The organism is Shewanella sp. HN-41 (assembly GCF_000217915.1).
GTDB lineage: Bacteria > Pseudomonadota > Gammaproteobacteria > Enterobacterales > Shewanellaceae > Shewanella.
The window spans coordinates 1-17,536 of record NZ_AFOZ01000019.1; the positions used below are offsets into that span (position 1 = coordinate 1).

A 17,536-nucleotide genomic window follows, 5' to 3' on the forward strand; every position below is an offset into this window, starting at 1 on the left:
TGCATAATGCAGGTTTTTTATGCTTGCCGCACCTAGAACCTAGTCGTGATACTGCTCTGCAGCATATAAGGTATTTTCTAATAGACTCGCAATCGTCATCGGGCCAACACCGCCGGGGACCGGAGTGATAAAGCTGGCATTTTGCGCTGCGACTTCATATTGCACATCGCCAACTAAGGTGCCGTTATCTAAACGATTAATACCTACATCGATCACTATCGCCCCTGGCTTGATCCACTCTCCCGGAATAAAACCGGGTTTACCCACTGCAACCACTACTAAGTCGGCTTGGCGGATCTTTTGTTCGAGGTTTTTAGTAAAACGATGACATGTGGTCGTTGTGCAACCCGCCAGCAGTAACTCCAGAGTCATTGGGCGGCCGACAATGTTCGATGCGCCAACCACAACCGCATCTAAACCATAGGTATCGACGCCAGTGGATTTAATGAGTGTCATAATGCCCATCGGCGTGCAAGAGCGCAGCACCGGAATACGTTGGGCTAAACGGCCAACATTATAGGGGTGGAATCCATCGACATCTTTATCGGGGCGAATGCGCTCGATGACCTTAGAATCTTCAATATGGGCTGGCAATGGAAGTTGTACTAGGATGCCGTCAATGGTTGGATCATCATTGAGGTCATCGATCAGCTTGAGTAATTCTTCTTCGGTGCAGCTAGTGTCGAGATCATATGAGCGGGAAATAAAGCCTACTTCTTCACAGGCCTTACGTTTGCTTCCAACATAGACCTGGGAGGCCGGATCGGCTCCCACTAATATTACGGCTAAACCCGGTACGCGTTGTCCAGCCTCTTTGCGGGCGGTGACTTTTTCACGAAGTTGAGTGCGGATGGATTGAGCAATCGCCTTGCCGTCGATTATTTGGGCTGTCATGGGTGTAGGATATCCTTTATATGGGCGATGGTTAAAACGGTAGTTAACACAGAGATTGGCAATCGCGGCTATTTTAACAGGGCCTAGCAATTGTGTCATGGTTAAAGCCAAGGTCGAATAGACAAAAAAAGCAGTATTAGCCTGATAATTCAGCACCTAGAATCAATCGTTAAAAAAATCGTTGACGGGTGTAAAGTGAGGGGATAAGATGCGCTCCGTTCTCAGGCATACTTATCTAGTAGCTTATAAGTAGGTAATAATTGAGACCTTTGGTGATTAGCGCAGTCCGGTGGTGCATCCAGATTATGGATGAGAACGGACCAGAGGGAATACTCTGAGTTGATACCAAATAAAATGTAAGACCTTCGGTGATTAGCACAGTCTGATAGTGCATCCAGATTTTGGATGAGAGCGGACCAGAGGGAATACTCTGAGTTGATACCAAATAAAATGTAAGACCTTCGGTGATTAGCGCAGTCCGGTAGCGCATCTGGTTTGGGACCAGAGGGTCAGAGGTTCGAATCCTCTATCACCGACCAATTTATTGTTATTTGCTTGCAGAATTGAATTCAAATGAGCGAATAACATGGATAGCCAAACGCTATCCAACGCCGGTTAGGATGCAGATATTCTGTAGACCATGCGCCCGTAGCTCAGTTGGATAGAGCACCCGCCTTCTAAGCGGGTGGTCGCAGGTTCGAATCCTGCCGGGCGTACCAGTTTCAGTGGTGATTGTAGCTCAGTTGGTAGAGTCCCGGATTGTGATTCCGGTTGTCGTGGGTTCGAGCCCCATCAGTCACCCCATTTTTAGTACTTCGAGTACAAAATAAAAAAAGCGACCTCGGGTCGCTTTTTTTATACCCCAGATTCGGCTGTTGAGGCTCGACTCTGCAGAAAACGGTGGCTATAATGTCGCGTCTTGATAGATATCAACTATGAGCGACCTGTGCCAAAAGCCAGTAGTGGTGGGCATTGTAGTCAAATTTAATGATCAAGAAACGAATACCTGAATAGTTGATGATTCGGCTATTACAAAGGACGTTAGACAAATTTCGAGGTAAAACAATGCAAGTTTCTGTTGAAGCAACCCAAGGCCTAGAGCGTCGCCTGACCATTTCTGTTCCTGCGGAACAAATTGAAAAGCTGGTTAAAGACAGTTTACAACGTGAAGCTAAGCGTGCTCGTATCCCAGGTTTCCGTCCTGGTAAAGTGCCTGTCACTGTAATTAACAAACGTTATGGCGCGGCAATTCGTCAAGATATTACTGGTGAAGTGATGCAACGTAACTTCATCGAAGCCATCATTGCTGAGAAATTAAACCCAGCGGGTGCACCAACTTTCGTTCCAGGTTCAACCGATGGCGAAAAATTCGAATTTATCGCTACCTTTGAAATCTATCCAGAAGTTGAGCTGAAAGGCTTAGATGCAATCGAAGTAGAACAACCAAAAGCACAAGTAACTGACGCTGACGTTGACACTATGATTGAAACTTTACGTAAACAACACGCGACTTTCGCGGCTGTTGAGCGTGAAGCTGCCGATGGCGACAAAGTAAAAATGAACTTTGTTGGCTCAGTTGACGGTGAAGAATTTGAAGGCGGCAAAGCTGACGATTTCGAACTGCAATTAGGTAGCGGCCGTATGATCCCAGGTTTTGAAGCTGGTATCTTAGGTCACAAAGCGGGCGAAGAATTTGTTATCGACGTGAACTTCCCAGAAGAATATCACGCTGAAAACCTGAAAGGTAAAGCGGCCAAGTTCGCGATTACGCTGACTGAAGTGCAAGCGGCTAACCTGCCAGAAGTGAACGATGAGTTTGCGGCTCTGTTCGGTATCAGCGAAGGTGGCTTAGAAGCCCTTAAAACCGAAATCCGTAAAAACATGAACCGTGAACTTGAGCAAGCGTTAAAAGCTAACGTGAAAGAGCAAGTGATCAACGGTCTGTTAGCTAACAACGATATCACTTTGCCAAAAGCATTGATCGATGGCGAAGTTAACGTATTGCGCCAACAAGCTATGCAACGTTTTGGCGGCCAATCGGCTAACATGCCAGAACTGCCAGCTGAGCTGTTCACTGAACAGGCTGCACGTCGTGTTAAAATCGGTCTGCTATTAGGCGAAGTCATCAAGACGAACGAACTGAAAGCCGAAGACGAGCGCGTACAAGGTCTGATCGCTTCTATGGCTTCAGCCTATGAAGATCCGAGTGAAGTTGTGGCTTATTACAACAGCAACAAAGAACTGATGCAGAACATGCGCAACGTTGCTTTAGAAGAGCAAGCGGTTGAAGCACTGTTAAAATCTGCTAAAGTGGCCGAGAAAGAAGTTGCTTTTGAAGAATTTATGAACAAGGCTACTGGTCGCGCATAAGCTAAGCTTGACTTGATTGGCTGTTCGCCATTTATAATGGCTCGTATGAGGCTCCTCATGCGAGCCATTTTTATTTAGGGAAGTAAATAATGCATAATGCGTCAGACATACAAAGTGCTTTAGTGCCTATGGTGATCGAACAGACTGCTAAGGGTGAACGTTCATACGATATTTATTCTCGTCTATTGAAAGAGCGGATTATCTTTTTGGTCGGTCAAGTTGAAGAACACATGGCTAACCTGATTGTGGCGCAATTGTTATTTTTGGAATCAGAAAGCCCTGATAAAGATATTTTCTTATATATCAACTCACCCGGCGGCTCAGTTACTGCGGGTATGGCGATTTATGATACCATGCAATTTATTAAGCCTAACGTGAGCACTGTGTGTATTGGCCAAGCGGCCAGTATGGGCGCCTTCCTGTTAGCGGGTGGCGAGAAGGGTAAACGTTTCTGTTTGCCAAACTCTCGGGTGATGATCCATCAACCATTGGGCGGTTTCCAAGGTCAGGCTTCTGATATCGCTATTCACGCACAAGAAATTATCGGCATCAAGAATAAGCTCAACCTGATGCTCGCCGAGCACACTGGCCAGCCACTCGAAGTGATTGAACGTGATACCGATCGCGACAACTTTATGAGTGCGACTCAAGCCGTGGATTATGGTTTAGTTGACGCTGTGATGACAAAACGCGGCTGATTTTTGCTTTTGACTGGGCTATGCTCTGTAAAAGGTTAAGCAAATTTAAGACTGGCAGTAGAGCAGACTGCAAATGAGGTAATTAATGGGCGACAACAAAAATAATGGTGACAGCGGTAAGTTGCTGTACTGCTCTTTTTGCGGTAAGAGCCAGCATGAAGTGAGAAAACTGATTGCTGGTCCATCAGTATACGTATGCGATGAATGCGTTGAATTATGTAACGACATTATTCGTGAAGAGATTAAAGAGATCTCTCCAAAACGTGATAACGATAAATTGCCAACGCCACATGAGTTGCGTGCGCATTTAGACGATTATGTGATTGGCCAAGACCGAGCCAAAAAAGTGCTTTCTGTCGCGGTTTATAACCACTATAAGCGCTTAAAAAACTCATCACCTAAAGATGGGGTTGAACTAGGCAAAAGCAATATTTTGCTGATTGGCCCAACGGGTAGTGGTAAAACTCTGCTGGCTGAGACACTGGCGCGCTCGTTAAACGTACCTTTCACCATGGCCGATGCCACCACCTTGACCGAAGCGGGTTATGTGGGTGAAGACGTTGAGAACATCATTCAAAAATTGCTGCAAAAGTGTGATTACGATGTCGAGAAAGCGCAGCGCGGTATCGTTTATATTGATGAAATCGATAAAATTAGCCGTAAGTCAGACAATCCATCGATCACCCGTGACGTTTCGGGCGAGGGTGTGCAGCAAGCACTGCTCAAGCTGATTGAAGGCACAGTTGCCGCAGTTCCACCCCAAGGTGGCCGAAAGCACCCGCAGCAAGAATTCTTACAAGTCGATACTTCTAAGATCCTGTTTATTTGTGGTGGCGCGTTCGCTGGGCTTGAGAAAGTGATTGAGCAGCGTGCCCACGTTGGCTCGGGCATCGGTTTCGGTGCTCAGGTAAAAGGTGAAAAAGAGAAAGCAACGATTTCTGAAACCTTATCCCAAGTTGAACCCGGTGATTTAGTCAAATATGGCTTGATCCCTGAGTTTATCGGCCGTCTGCCGGTGGTTGCGACTCTGACTGAACTGGATGAAGAAGCCCTAGTGCAAATTCTATCTCAACCTAAAAATGCCCTAACTAAGCAGTACAGTGCGTTATTTGAGATGGAAGGCGTGGAGCTTGAGTTCCGTGAAGATGCGCTAAAAGCGATAGCCCATAAAGCCATGTCCCGTAAGACGGGGGCCCGTGGCCTGCGTTCAATTGTTGAAGGTATTTTACTCGATACAATGTACGACATTCCTTCAACCGAAGGCGTGGTGAAGGCGGTTGTTGATGAGTCTGTGGTCAATGGCGAGTCTGCACCTATCCTGATTTATGAGCGAAATGACACTCAAGCGGCTTCTGGCGAGCAATAATCGTACTGTTCGATAGCAAACTGAAAAACAAGGAGCCCATTGGGCTCCTTTTTTCGTATTGACCATTGAAACTCATTAAACCGTCCCAATATACTCCATTATCAATCCCATTCACCAAAACGGAATCGAGCTATGACCCTAGAGCGTGAAGCGCATATCGAACTCCCCGTGCTGCCACTGCGAGATGTGGTGGTCTATCCCCATATGGTAATTCCGTTGTTCGTTGGCCGAGAAAAGTCAATTCGTTGTCTCGAAACGGCAATGGCCCAGGATAAACAGATTATTTTAGTGGCTCAGCGAGATGCCGAGCTCGATGAACCGACGAAAGATGATATTTTCGATGTCGGTACAGTTGCCTCTATTTTGCAGTTATTGAAATTGCCTGATGGTACGGTAAAAGTGCTCGTTGAAGGTGGTCGTCGCGCCCGTATCACCCGTTATACCCAAGAAACTGAATTCTTTGTGGCTAAGGCTGAGTATCTGGAATCAGAACCGCTGGAAGACAAAGAAGAAGAAGTGTTGGTGCGCAGTGCCATTGGTCAGTTTGAAGGTTATATCAAGCTCAATAAAAAGATCCCACCAGAGGTCTTAACCTCTTTATCGGGTATCGATGAAGCGGCGCGTCTGGCAGATACTATGGCCGCGCATATGCCACTCAAGCTTGAAGATAAACAATCTGTGCTTGAGATGATCAACGTCGGTGAACGTCTGGAATATTTAATGGCGATGATGGAATCGGAGATCGACCTACTGCAGGTTGAAAAACGTATCCGTACCCGCGTTAAAAAACAGATGGAAAAAAGCCAGCGTGAGTATTATCTGAACGAACAGATGAAAGCCATCCAAAAGAATTGGGTGACTTAGACGAAGGCCATGATGAGTTTGAAGCCTTAAATCGTAAGATTGAAGAGGCTAATATGCCAAGCGAGGCAAAGGAAAAGCCTTAGCCGAGCTGAACAAATTACGCATGATGTCACCCATGTCGGCGGAAGCCACAGTTGTGCGCAGTTATGTGGACTGGATGACGTCAGTGCCTTGGAGCCAACGCTCAAAGATCAAACGTGATTTAGCCAAAGCCCAGGAAGTGCTGGATACTGACCATTATGGTCTGGAGAAAGTGAAAGAACGTATTCTGGAATACCTCGCGGTTCAGAGCCGTGTTCGCCAACTCAAAGGGCCAATCCTGTGTCTAGTTGGACCACCAGGTGTCGGTAAAACCTCACTTGGCCAATCGATCGCTAAGGCGACCGGTCGTAAGTATGTGCGTGTTGCCTTAGGCGGCGTACGTGATGAGGCGGAAATCCGTGGACATCGCCGTACTTATATTGGCTCTATGCCGGGTAAAGTCATTCAAAAGATGGCTAAAGTGGGGGTGAAGAATCCCTTATTCTTGCTCGATGAAATCGACAAAATGAGTTCTGATATGCGCGGCGATCCGGCTTCTGCTCTATTAGAAGTCTTAGATCCTGAGCAAAATGCGACCTTTAACGACCATTACCTCGAGGTCGATTATGACTTATCCGATGTGATGTTCGTGGCAACGTCTAACTCTATGGACATTCCTGGGCCGCTACTGGACCGTATGGAAGTCATTCGGCTATCGGGTTACACCGAAGATGAAAAGCTAAATATTGCTAAACAGCATTTGTTGACCAAACAAATCGAACGTAACGGTTTAAAAGCCAATGAAATCCATGTGGATGATAGCGCGATTGTTGGCATTATCCGCTACTACACCCGTGAAGCGGGGGTGCGTTCACTCGAGCGTGAGTTATCTAAGATTTGCCGTAAGGTCGTGAAAATGATCCTGCTCGACAAGTCTGTTAAGTCGGTGACTGTGAATCAAGATAACTTGAAGTCATTCCTTGGCGTGCAGCGTTTTGACTACGGCAAAGCGGAGTCGAATAATCAAATCGGCCAAGTGACGGGGCTAGCTTGGACACAAGTGGGTGGCGATCTACTCACTATTGAAGCCACCTCAGTGCCAGGTAAAGGAAAACTGACTTACACTGGCTCCCTTGGTGATGTGATGCAAGAGTCGATTCAAGCTGCGATGACAGTGGTTCGCGCCCGCGCCGAACAATTAGGTATCAACGGCGACTTTTACGAGAAGCGCGATATCCACGTGCATGTGCCAGAAGGTGCGACGCCAAAAGATGGTCCATCGGCTGGCGCGGCTATGTGTACCGCTTTAGTATCAAGCTTAACGGGTAACCCTGTGCGTGCCGATGTGGCCATGACAGGGGAAATAACCTTACGTGGTGAAGTGTTACCTATCGGTGGTTTGAAAGAAAAACTGCTGGCAGCCCACCGCGGCGGCATAAAATTGGTACTTATACCAAAAGAAAATGAGCGTGATTTGGAAGAAATTCCTGCCAATGTGATTGCCGATTTAGAAATTCGTCCCGTGCGTTGGGTCGATGAAGTGTTAAAACTGGCCCTAGAAAGGCCAGTTGAGGGCTTCGAAGTGGTTAAAAACTTGGCATAACGCAAGAAATTGCGCTATCACGTTAAAAAAAATGAAAAAAGGGGCTTAACAAAGCGCAGACCTGTGGTAGCCTAGGTCTGTGGAGAGCCAGCTGCTCCAAGCCCTTGGCGCAACTGGCTTTGAGCTGTATCCAGTTTTAATTCTTTGGTTTTCGAACTCAGCTTGAACTTTGAATTCAAGCTTGTTATAAAAGCCTCCGCAGACCGCTCTAGAGACGGATTTGGTTGCGGCGCAAAAAAATTACATTCAAGGGGATGACATGAACAAATCTGAACTAATCGAGAAAATCGCTTCTGGTGCTGACATTTCTAAAGCCGCTGCCGGCCGTGCACTGGATTCTTTTATCGCTGCTGTGACCGAAGGTCTGAAAGAAGGCGATAAAATTTCTCTTGTTGGTTTTGGTACTTTTGAAGTGCGTGAGCGCGCTGAGCGTACTGGTCGCAACCCACAAACGGGTGAAGAAATCAAAATCGCAGCAGCAAAAATTCCTGCATTTAAAGCAGGTAAAGCTCTGAAAGACGCTGTCAATTAATTTTTGATATCGTAGCCTTTGTAAGGCATTCGTAATGATAAGCACTGTTTAATCAGTGCTTTTTACGAATTGAAAGTAATGGAATTTGAAGTTTTACTTTAACCATTACTCGGGGTTTTAGTACTTACCTATGGTAGCGTCTGAATTATCCCCATAAATTACAGAAAGGCGCATCTCAAATCGATGCGCCTTTTTATTTTGTTAATCGCAACAAGCGAGAAATCTGATGTTAGAAAAGATCCGCGACGGTTCGCAAGGCGTGATTGCTAAAGGCATTCTCGTACTTGTGATTTTATCTTTTGCATTTGCAGGTGTCAGTAGCTACTTAGGCTCAACAACTGATGTACCCGCCGCAGAAGTCAATGGTGACAAGATCACTAAAGCCGAGTTAGAGCAAGCCTATCAGAGCGAACGCTCTCGTATGGAGCAACAACTGGGTGAAATGTTTGCTGCATTATCTGCCGACGAAAAATACCTAGAAAGCATAAAGCAGAGCGTGTTAGAACGTTTAGTTGCCGACAAACTCATCGACCAAGCCGCACATGCGATGGGCTTAAGAGTATCCGATGAGCAAATTATTGCAGCCATCAAATCAGAGCCCGCTTTTCAAACTGATGGCAAATTTGATAACGAGCGTTATCAAGCAATTCTACGTCAGTTAGGTTATCAGCCCCAAACCTTTAGAAACATGATGCGCGTGGATATGACACGCCGCCAGCTGACTGCGGCCCTAGTTGGTACAGAGTTTGTGTTACCCGGTGAAGCTAAGCAATTAGCCGAACTACAAGGTCAAACCCGTGACATTCGTTACTTGGTGGTAGATTCTGCCCCATTCCTTGCCAATGCCATTGTTACCGATGAACAAGTAAAAAATTACTACGATGCTAACCAAGGGCAATTTATGAGCCCAGAAAAGGTGAGCCTAGAGTATGTTGAGCTAAATGCTGCTGATTTTGCTAAAAATAGCCCCATTTCGGACGAAGAAGCACAAGCTTATTATGATGAACACAAGGCACAATATGTGGCGAGTGAAAAGCGTCTGGCGGCCCATATTCTGGTAACTCCTGGTAGCGATGAAGCCGCAGCAAAAACCAAGGTGGAAGATTTAGCGAAGCAACTAGACAATGGTGCAGATTTTGCGGCATTAGCTAAAACTAACTCCGACGATACCTTAAGTGCAGAGCAGGGCGGTAAGCTAGATTGGTTTGAACCCGGCGTGATGGATCCAACGTTTGATGCCGCACTCTTTGCGTTAAATAAGGGTGAACATTCTGGCGTTGTTAAAACTGATTTTGGTTTCCACATTATTAAATTACTCGATGTGCAAGCCGGTGCGACAGTGCCCTTTGCCGACGTGAAGGCTAAAATTGTGGCCCAGTTGCAGGACAAGAAAGCCGTAGATCAATTCTACAGTTTGCAAAGCAAATTAGCTGATACTAGCTATGAGGTACCAGATACCTTAACTGAAACGGCAAAAGCTGTAGGTTTTGCAGTTAAAACCACACCACTATTTTCCCGTGATGATGTCCCCGCTGAGTTCAATAAGCCGGATTTTGTGAAAGCCGCCTTCTCCGATGCTGTGATGCTACAGGGCTTGAACAGTGAAGTGATTGAGCTTGCACCCAACCATGTAATTGTTATTCGTGCAAAAGAGCATCAGGATGCAGGCACTTTGCCATTAGCGAATGTGAAAGCCGATATCACGGATCGTTTGAAGCAAGAACAGGCGAACGTTGCTGCCCGTGCTAAAGCGCAGGAAATGTTGTCACAGGTTAAAGTTGGGGCTACCGATATTGCGCTAATTGCTAAAGCTAAATTGGGTCGCGGTGAGCAAACCATTGACGCTGCCATTGTGGGTAAAGTATTCCAAATGCCAACACCGAGTACGACCCCAGTGGTTGATACTGTGGCTTTAGCAAATGGTTATGCTGTGGTCGCGCTGGATAAAGTTAACGCTGCAGAGAGTGTTAGCGATGAGCTAGTGAATGCACTTAAGCAACGTTTGAACGCGCAATACAGTGAAGCAGACTATCGTGGCTTGATCGATTCACTCAAAGCCAATGCCAAGGTGTTGTACCCGGTAGAAGGTTAATTCACGCATGGATAGTGGTTAAGGCTGTTATCCTCTAAGACACTGAATAAAAGGCCAAGTTAATTCACTTGGCCTTTTTATTTGTGTGTTTATCTAGGATGTGATACAGCTTTAAATCAATGGGTTAATCATCCACTCCAATCATAACACTGCTCGCTTTGATAAGCGCATAAGCTGAATTACCGACTTTAAGGCCTAAACGTTCGCAGGATGCCTTAGTGACCACAGCGGTGAGCACCACGCCCGGTGCTAGTTCAATAGTGACCTCATTATTCACTGAGCCAATTTCGATAGCGGTAATTTTTCCACTAAGGTTATTACGTGCACTGATTTTCATTCCTTGTCCCTATGCTATCTGTGAAAAGTCATGCTAGTTTAGCTTATTGCTCTGGGGTTACAGCAAATAAAAACGCCACCCGAAGGTGGCGTTTAACATTATGGTGTTAATGCATGCGAATTAGAGTTCGATCACGTCAAATTCAACGTAAGGATTTACATCTGCATCGTAATCAATACCTTCGATACCGAAGCCGAATAGTTTAATAAATTCAGCCTTATATTCTTGATAGTCTGTGAGTTCAGAGAGGTTCTCTGTAGTGACTTGCGGCCATAAATCACGGCAATGCTGCTGAATATCTTCACGCAGTTCCCAGTCGTCTAAACGTAGACGATTGTCGCTGTCGGTTTCTGGCTTAGCGCCATCGGCGCGGAATAGACGCTCGCTGAACATACGATAGATTTGCTCCATACAACCTTCATGGAGCCCTTCTTGGCGCATTTTCTTAAATACCATAGCGATATACAGTGGCATCACAGGGATGGCCGAGCTCGCTTGAGTTACAACGCTCTTCAGTACCGCCACATTTGCGCTGCCGCCAGTGGCTGACAGTTGCTCATTTAAGGCTTTTGCTGCGCGGTCCAGATCCATCTTGGCTTTGCCAAGGGCACCATGCCAGTAGATTGGCCAAGTCAGCTCAGTACCGATATAGCTATAGGCAACTGTTTTGCAGTTATCGGCTAATACACCGGCTTCCGATAAGGCTTTGATCCACAGTTCCCAATCTTGTCCGCCCATCACTGTGACAGTATCAGCAATTTCTTGCTCAGTTGCTGGCTCAACGGTGGCTTCAATGATGCAGTCTTTATTGGTATCGACAGCAGTCGCAGTGTAGGTTTCACCTATAGGTTTCAGTGCAGAGCGAATAAGCTCACCGGAATCGGGCAGTTTACGCACAGGGGATGCCAGTGAGTAAACGACCATGTCGATTTCACCGAGATCTTGTTTGATAAGCTCAATGACTTTTTGTTTCGCTTCATGGCTAAAAGCATCGCAGTTAATGCTCTTAGAATACAAACCAGCGGATTTTGCGAACTTATCGAAAGCGGCAGAGTTGTACCAACCTGCAGTTCCAGGTTTTGCCTCTGTACCTGGCTTTTCGAAGAACACGCCAATGGTCGCTGCATCGCTACCGAAAGCGGCGGCGATACGTGAAGACAGACCATAACCGCTAGATGAGCCCACCACTAAAACCTTTTTAGGGCCATTAGTGATTTTGCCTTTTGCTTTGGTTAAGGCGATTTGTTCTTGAACGTTTGCTTCACAGCCAACGGGATGGGTGGTGGTACAAATAAAGCCACGAATTTTGGGTTTGATAATCATGTTTAAGCTTCTTCTATCAAAATAGCCAATAGGATAAATATTTCGGCGCGTAAATGGCATCTATTTTTAGCCAATTCGCCTGATTATTTAAGTGGTTGGAGCAGTTTAACGCTTGTGGACAAACAGGCTCTGCTCTTGGATCAGCCTCTGGGTGTATTCATGTTGTGGCGAGTTAAATATCTGTTCTGTTGGGGCTTTCTCAACCATAATCCCCTTATGTAATACCATAATTTTATCGCTAACATGGCGGATAACATTGAGATTATGGGAGACGAAGATATAAGACAAGCCGAGATCTTTTTGCAGTTTTAGCAATAAGTTCAGAATTTGCGAGCGTACAGAAAGATCAAGCGCGGTTAAGGCTTCATCGGCAATAATAATTTTGGGGTTGAGCATTAAAGCCCGTGCAACCGCGACCCGTTGTTTTTGGCCTTCGGAGATCATATGTGGATAGAAATCAGAATGCTCCGGCAATAAACCGACTTTCCTTAAGGTGTCTATTACTTGACTATGACGTTCTTTGGCTGAAAGCTCAGTGTTAAAACGCAACGGTTCATCTAGCAACTGACCAATAGTGAGTCTGGGATTGAGTGAAGTATTAGGATCTTGGAAAATCATCCGGATCAAGCGGCAACGCTGCTTGATGTTGCGGCTATCTAAGGCTTCACCTTCAAAGTATATTTCACCGCCGCTGCGGGGTTCTGCACCGACTAAAATTCGCGCAAGGGTACTCTTGCCTGAGCCAGCTTCGCCGACTATGGCTAAGGTTTCTCCACTATTGAGCTCGAAGGACACAGGGGCTAAGGCATCGTTATATTGACGTGAAAAGCCTTTATAGCCAGTATCATATCTTTTATAGAGATCGTTAACTTTAAGCAGTGGGGTCGTCATTTGTTGTTTCGCCGTGGTAAGGGAAATGGCATGCAAAGTAGCGGTCTTTTAGGTGGCTTAAACTTGGCTGGTTAACACATTTCTTTTGTGCTTCGGGGCACCTTGGTCCTAAGCGACAACCAATGGGAAGATGTTGTAGCGCAGGTGCTGAGCCAGGGAGTGTGGGCATTATAGTCTTGTGCGCTTTGATACCCGAGTAGTCAGGCATATTATCGAGTAATGCCTTAGTGTAGGGGTGATAGGGGGAGGCAATCAGTTCCTCTGTTGGTCCCGACTCCATCACTTGACCACAATAGAGTACTGACAAGTGATCGCACCACTGGGCTAAGGTTTCAAGCTCATGGCTGATGATCAAAATCGACACATTTTGCAGCTGATTGAGTTGGGAAAGTAGGCGAAAAATCTGAGCTTGAGTGCTAAGTTCCATTGAGTTTGTCGGTTCATCGGCAATCAACAGGCGCGGTTGATTGGCGACGGCCATAGCGATCATTACTTTCTGGCATTCACCTTCGGACAATTCCCATGCGTAACTCGCCATCACTTTCTGTGGGTTTTTAATTCCGACTTTATGTAGCCATTTTTGTGCTGTCAATTGTGTCAGTTTGCGCCTCTGCCAGAAATAGGCTTTGGGATTCTTTGGCATCGCCTGCATCAACTGACTCCCAACAGTCTGTGCGGGATCGAGGCTGCCTGAAGGATCTTGGAAAATCATCGCCATATCTGAGCCCATCAGGTTACGGCGCTCCTTTGAACTCATCGTCATCAGATTATTGCCGTCCCACATCATACGATCGGCGGTAATAGTCCAATTGGGTCCTGGGATCCCAAGAATCGCCCTTGCTAACAGGCTTCGGCCAGAACCGGATTCACCGACTAGGCCATGAATTTCCCCCGCATTGAGCGTTAGACTGACCTTTTCGAGTGCCCGCACTCTGCCGTGGGGCGTATCGAGTTCAATGGTGAGATTTCGTACGTCGAGTAAAGGCATAAGTTAGTTTCTGATGGGCGCGAGCGCCGATCTTAAGCCATCGCCAACCAAGTTAATGGCCAGCACACTAAAAAGAATCGCGAGTCCCGGGATGCTTACCGTCCAAGGTGCGGTCAATAAATTATCTATGCCCTGTGCCACCATTGCTCCCCATTCTGGGCTTGGCGCCTGTGCTCCTAAGCTTAAGAACCCGAGGGCGGCTATATCTAAAATGGCGGCAGAAATGGCCAAGGTTGTTTGAATAATCACGACTTCCCATACGTTTGGCATGATGACATACCAAAAAATCTGCAGTGAATTGGCGCCATCTAAACGGGCGGCTGTCACGTATTCTTTTTGCAATTCCTCATGCACAGATTGATGAATGGAACGCACAAACTGTGGAGTTAAGGCGATACCTACAGCCCAAAACACATTTTCGAGTCCTGGTCCCATCACGGCAACCACTAAAATGGCCATCAAAAGTGAGGGGATTGACAGCAGAGCATCGAGTAAATGACCGAGGATACTGGACTTTAAGCCGCGCATCATTCCGGATAATGAACCGATAATAAATCCTGTTACTAAGGCAGTAACTACAATTAAAAGCGCCATGCCGAAGGTCAAATGGGCACCATGTAGTAAACGACTAAAAATATCGCGCCCGAGATCATCCGTCCCTAAAAAGTGTGCCACTGTACCCGAAGGATCCCAAGATGGAGGTAATAATAACGCCCTTGGATCTTGGGCTTCGGGTGGGAAAGGCGCAATCATAGGGCCAAACAGGGTTAGCAAGAGCAAGAATGCAATCGTCCACAAACCCGCCAAGGCGAAGGGGTTAGCCGAAAAATTTTGCCATACCCGCATCATAGGGGAGGCGATTTGCTCTTCTTGATAGATTTTAACTGGCGGCATAAAGGTCTTTTCTGCTCAGTGGATTGAAGACAGTATGCAACACTTCAATCAAGATACTTAGGAAGATGATCAGCAAGGCAACAGCCAGAATACCACCTTGGATAACAGTATAATCCCGTTGATAAATCCCCGATACTAACCATGAGCCAACCCCCGGCCAAGAGAAAATCATTTCAACCACAATGGCATAACTGGCAAAGGCGCCAAGCATTAAACCAAGGTGCTTAAGCACAGGGATTAAGGCATTGGGTAATGCATGGCGCAGAATAATAGTGCTGGTGTGCATTCCCCGGGCTTCGGCGGCGCGAATAAAAGTCTGATTCATCACATTCATCATGGCGGAACGGGTACTGCGGACGACTACTGTAAAAGGTAAAACGGCCAACGTTGTTGCGGGTAAGACAATATGTAACAGCGCATCTTTAAAGGCTGACATGCTGTATTCAGACTCAGAAAGTAAGGTATCAACTAACATAAAGCCTGTGATGGGTTTAATCTCATACAACAAATTAAGCTGTCCTGATATAGGTAACCAGCCGAGATCGACCCCAAACCAGAGCGACAGATAGTGCCCCAACCAGAAAACGGGCACTGAATAGCCCGTGAGGGTAATCGCCATGATAGTATTCTGGGTGAGTTTATGCTGGCTTTGAGAAGCTAAAACCCCGAGAGGTACACCTAAGCCAATGGCAATTATCGCCGCCATAACGGCTAATTCAAACGAGGCGGGAAGGACGGCGCGTAATTCTTCGGCAACGCTTTGATGTGAGGTGACCGATACCCCTAAATTACCGCTTAATCTTTGTTGTAAATAAGCAAAAAATTGCCACGCTTGATTGTCATTCAATTTGTAGTCTTGTTCTATTTGCACCAATTGGCTTGCCGTAGGGGCATGAATGCCTGTCAGTGCAAAGCTACGCTCAACGGGAAATAATCCTGTGGTATAAAACAACACCCCAACCATTACCAGTGAGGTCGCAAGAAAGAGATAGAGGCGACGTAAAAGGTATCTGAACATCAGCGAGCCTCCAGCGGAGCTTGGCTGGTATGGGCAAAGGAAATTCCACCAAAGGGCGTGAGTTGCATATTTTGGATATTGTTACGGGTTAAGGCAACACGTTTCGCGTGGGCTAAACTCAGCATAGGAACTTGGTCGGCTAAAAAGGCTTCGGCCTCTTGATAAATGGCTTTACGTTCTGCTTGGTTCGACACCACTCGCGCTCTGTCTAAGATGGCATCAAATTTGGGGTTACACCAGCGAGAACGGTTGTTATTCGACTGCATTGCTGAGCAGCTCAGCAGTGGAGTAAAGAAATTGTCGGGATCGCTGTTATCGGCATTCCAGCCGATGAGCACTGAGTCATATTCATCGCGGCTGAGCCTTTGACCAAATACACTCCAGTCGTAGCTGATAATATTGACCTTAACGCCGATATTCGCTAAATCAGATTGAATTAACTCAGCAGTTTTCAACGCATTAGGGTTATATGTCCGGGCTACTGGCATGGCCCAAATATTGATGCTGAGATTTTTTATCCCTGCTTCTTTGAGTAAATTACGTGCTTTTTGTGGGTTGTAATCGTTTAGCCCTTTATTGTTGTCGTAGGCCCAAGAAGCGGGTGGCAGCACCCCTGTCGCCTCAATGGCGGTATTTTGATAAACCGCCTGAAGGATATTCTGTTTATCGACCGCATAGGCGAGTGCACGGCGTACGCGGACATCATCGAGCGGCGGTTTCTGGGTGTTAAAGGCCCAAAATGCGACGTTCAGCCCAGGTTGGGATTCAATCGTTAATTCGCTATGTTGTTTGATGACGGGCAGTTCTCCCGCCTTAGGTAGCGCTGAAACGCTGCAATCACCCGCGATAAGTTTAGCGAGCCTGACCGTGCTTTTAGGGGTGATATCAAAAATTAACATTTCAACGTGTGCGGGTTCCCCCCAAAAATCTGGATTACGGCGATAGCGAATATATTCGTTTTTAGCGTATTGCACTAAGGTAAACGGCCCAGTACCGATGGCAAAGTGGTCGACGTTTTCAGGATGACCTAGGGTTAACTGCTGCTGGGCATATTCGGCGGATAAGATCACCGCAAAGTCGGTGGCGAGATTTGACAGAAAAGAGGCATCTTTACGGGCTAGATAAAAAACGACTTCATGGTCATTTATCTTTTTTATCTCCTTCACTTGCTCTGAAAAGCCAATGCTTTGGAAAAAGGGGTATCCAGTGCGAGAGACCCAATGGTAAGGATGTTGAGGGTCAATGATACGATTAAAAGAAAATAACACATCATCGGCATTGAAAGTGCGGGAGGGAATAAAACGCGACGAGTATTGAAACTTGACATTTTCCCTGAGGACAAATCGGTAGCTTAGACCATCCTCTGACATTGACCAATGGGTTGCTAATGCAGGAACGAGTTTGCCCGACTGAGTATCGTAGTCGATCAAGCGGCTATAAATTTGGTGCGAGGTGGCATCGATAGTGGTGCCTGAGGTCACCAACTGTGGATTAAAAGACTCGGGATTTCCTTCGGAGCAATAGACCAAACCAGAAGGAAGTCGTTGGGGGCCACACGCGACCAACAACCAACTCATGCAAAAAACTGCAGTTGTTAGGCAAAGGCGTCTAATTAGCACACTCATTTATAAATCATTATTTTATC

At 46.4% G+C, this 17,536-nt stretch carries 13 protein-coding genes, 3 tRNA genes and 1 pseudogene; 9 read left to right on the forward strand and 8 right to left on the reverse strand.

What is annotated here, in order from left to right; genetic code table 11:
- Positions 1-39: 39 nt before the first annotated feature.
- Positions 40-894, reverse strand: coding sequence for a bifunctional methylenetetrahydrofolate dehydrogenase/methenyltetrahydrofolate cyclohydrolase FolD (gene folD, locus SOHN41_RS07205; protein WP_037458430.1), 855 nt, complete (start codon positions 892-894; stop codon positions 40-42).
- 462 nt (positions 895-1,356) lie between these two features.
- Between folD and SOHN41_RS07210 the strand changes: the two genes are divergently transcribed.
- The 9 genes and pseudogenes from SOHN41_RS07210 (at position 1,357) to SOHN41_RS07250 (ending at position 10,440) form a co-directional block, all read left to right on the forward strand.
- Positions 1,357-1,433, forward strand: a tRNA-Pro gene (locus SOHN41_RS07210).
- Between the two features lie 103 nt (positions 1,434-1,536).
- Positions 1,537-1,613, forward strand: a tRNA-Arg gene (locus SOHN41_RS07215).
- A 9-nt stretch (positions 1,614-1,622) separates the two neighbouring features.
- Positions 1,623-1,698, forward strand: a tRNA-His gene (locus SOHN41_RS07220).
- Between the two features lie 261 nt (positions 1,699-1,959).
- Entirely contained in the window at positions 1,960-3,264 is a 1,305-nt protein-coding gene (tig, locus tag SOHN41_RS07225) for a trigger factor (RefSeq protein ID WP_007647145.1), read from the forward strand.
- An 89-nt stretch (positions 3,265-3,353) separates the two neighbouring features.
- The gene (gene clpP, locus SOHN41_RS07230; RefSeq protein WP_007647146.1) at positions 3,354-3,962 is read left to right on the forward strand and encodes an ATP-dependent Clp endopeptidase proteolytic subunit ClpP; all 609 of its coding nucleotides are present in this window, start codon (positions 3,354-3,356) and stop codon (positions 3,960-3,962) included.
- A gap of 85 nt (positions 3,963-4,047) precedes the next feature.
- Positions 4,048-5,328 (forward strand): ATP-dependent protease ATP-binding subunit ClpX, encoded by a 1,281-nt coding sequence (gene clpX / locus SOHN41_RS07235; RefSeq protein ID WP_007647147.1) that lies wholly within the window; start codon positions 4,048-4,050, stop codon positions 5,326-5,328.
- A 132-nt stretch (positions 5,329-5,460) separates the two neighbouring features.
- Positions 5,461-7,816, forward strand: a pseudogene (lon, locus tag SOHN41_RS07240) (endopeptidase La).
- Positions 7,817-8,075: 259 nt separating this feature from the next.
- On the forward strand, positions 8,076-8,348 hold the full coding sequence (gene hupB, locus SOHN41_RS07245; protein WP_006081127.1) for a nucleoid-associated protein HU-beta: 273 nt from the start codon (positions 8,076-8,078) through the stop codon (positions 8,346-8,348).
- 226 nt (positions 8,349-8,574) lie between these two features.
- Positions 8,575-10,440 (forward strand): SurA N-terminal domain-containing protein, encoded by a 1,866-nt coding sequence (locus SOHN41_RS07250; protein ID WP_007647156.1) that lies wholly within the window; start codon positions 8,575-8,577, stop codon positions 10,438-10,440.
- Between the two features lie 124 nt (positions 10,441-10,564).
- Here the strand turns inward: SOHN41_RS07250 and SOHN41_RS07255 are convergent, their stop codons facing one another.
- From SOHN41_RS07255 to SOHN41_RS07285, 7 genes are all read right to left on the reverse strand, one after another.
- Positions 10,565-10,777: a TOBE domain-containing protein gene (locus tag SOHN41_RS07255; protein WP_007647158.1), complete on the reverse strand. Its 213-nt coding sequence runs from the start codon at positions 10,775-10,777 to the stop codon at positions 10,565-10,567.
- A 120-nt stretch (positions 10,778-10,897) separates the two neighbouring features.
- On the reverse strand, positions 10,898-12,100 hold the full coding sequence (gene fabV, locus SOHN41_RS07260) for an enoyl-ACP reductase FabV (RefSeq protein WP_007647159.1): 1,203 nt from the start codon (positions 12,098-12,100) through the stop codon (positions 10,898-10,900).
- A 105-nt stretch (positions 12,101-12,205) separates the two neighbouring features.
- Positions 12,206-12,991 carry an ATP-binding cassette domain-containing protein gene (locus tag SOHN41_RS07265; RefSeq protein WP_007647166.1) on the reverse strand — a complete coding sequence of 262 codons (786 nt, stop codon included), beginning with the start codon at positions 12,989-12,991 and terminating at the stop codon, positions 12,206-12,208.
- Complete coding sequence (locus SOHN41_RS07270) at positions 12,972-13,979, reverse strand: oligopeptide/dipeptide ABC transporter ATP-binding protein (RefSeq protein ID WP_007647168.1); 1,008 nt, start codon at positions 13,977-13,979, stop codon at positions 12,972-12,974. The genes SOHN41_RS07265 and SOHN41_RS07270 overlap by 20 nt, the downstream gene beginning before the upstream one ends.
- 3 nt (positions 13,980-13,982) lie before the next feature.
- The gene (locus SOHN41_RS07275; protein ID WP_007647170.1) at positions 13,983-14,873 is read right to left on the reverse strand and encodes an ABC transporter permease subunit; all 891 of its coding nucleotides are present in this window, start codon (positions 14,871-14,873) and stop codon (positions 13,983-13,985) included.
- Positions 14,860-15,891, reverse strand: coding sequence for an ABC transporter permease subunit (locus SOHN41_RS07280; RefSeq protein ID WP_007647176.1), 1,032 nt, complete (start codon positions 15,889-15,891; stop codon positions 14,860-14,862). The genes SOHN41_RS07275 and SOHN41_RS07280 overlap by 14 nt, the downstream gene beginning before the upstream one ends.
- Positions 15,891-17,516, reverse strand: coding sequence for an ABC transporter substrate-binding protein (locus tag SOHN41_RS07285; RefSeq protein ID WP_037458400.1), 1,626 nt, complete (start codon positions 17,514-17,516; stop codon positions 15,891-15,893). Before SOHN41_RS07285 ends, SOHN41_RS07280 begins: the two co-directional genes overlap by 1 nt.
- Between the last annotated feature and the right edge of the window lie 20 nt (positions 17,517-17,536).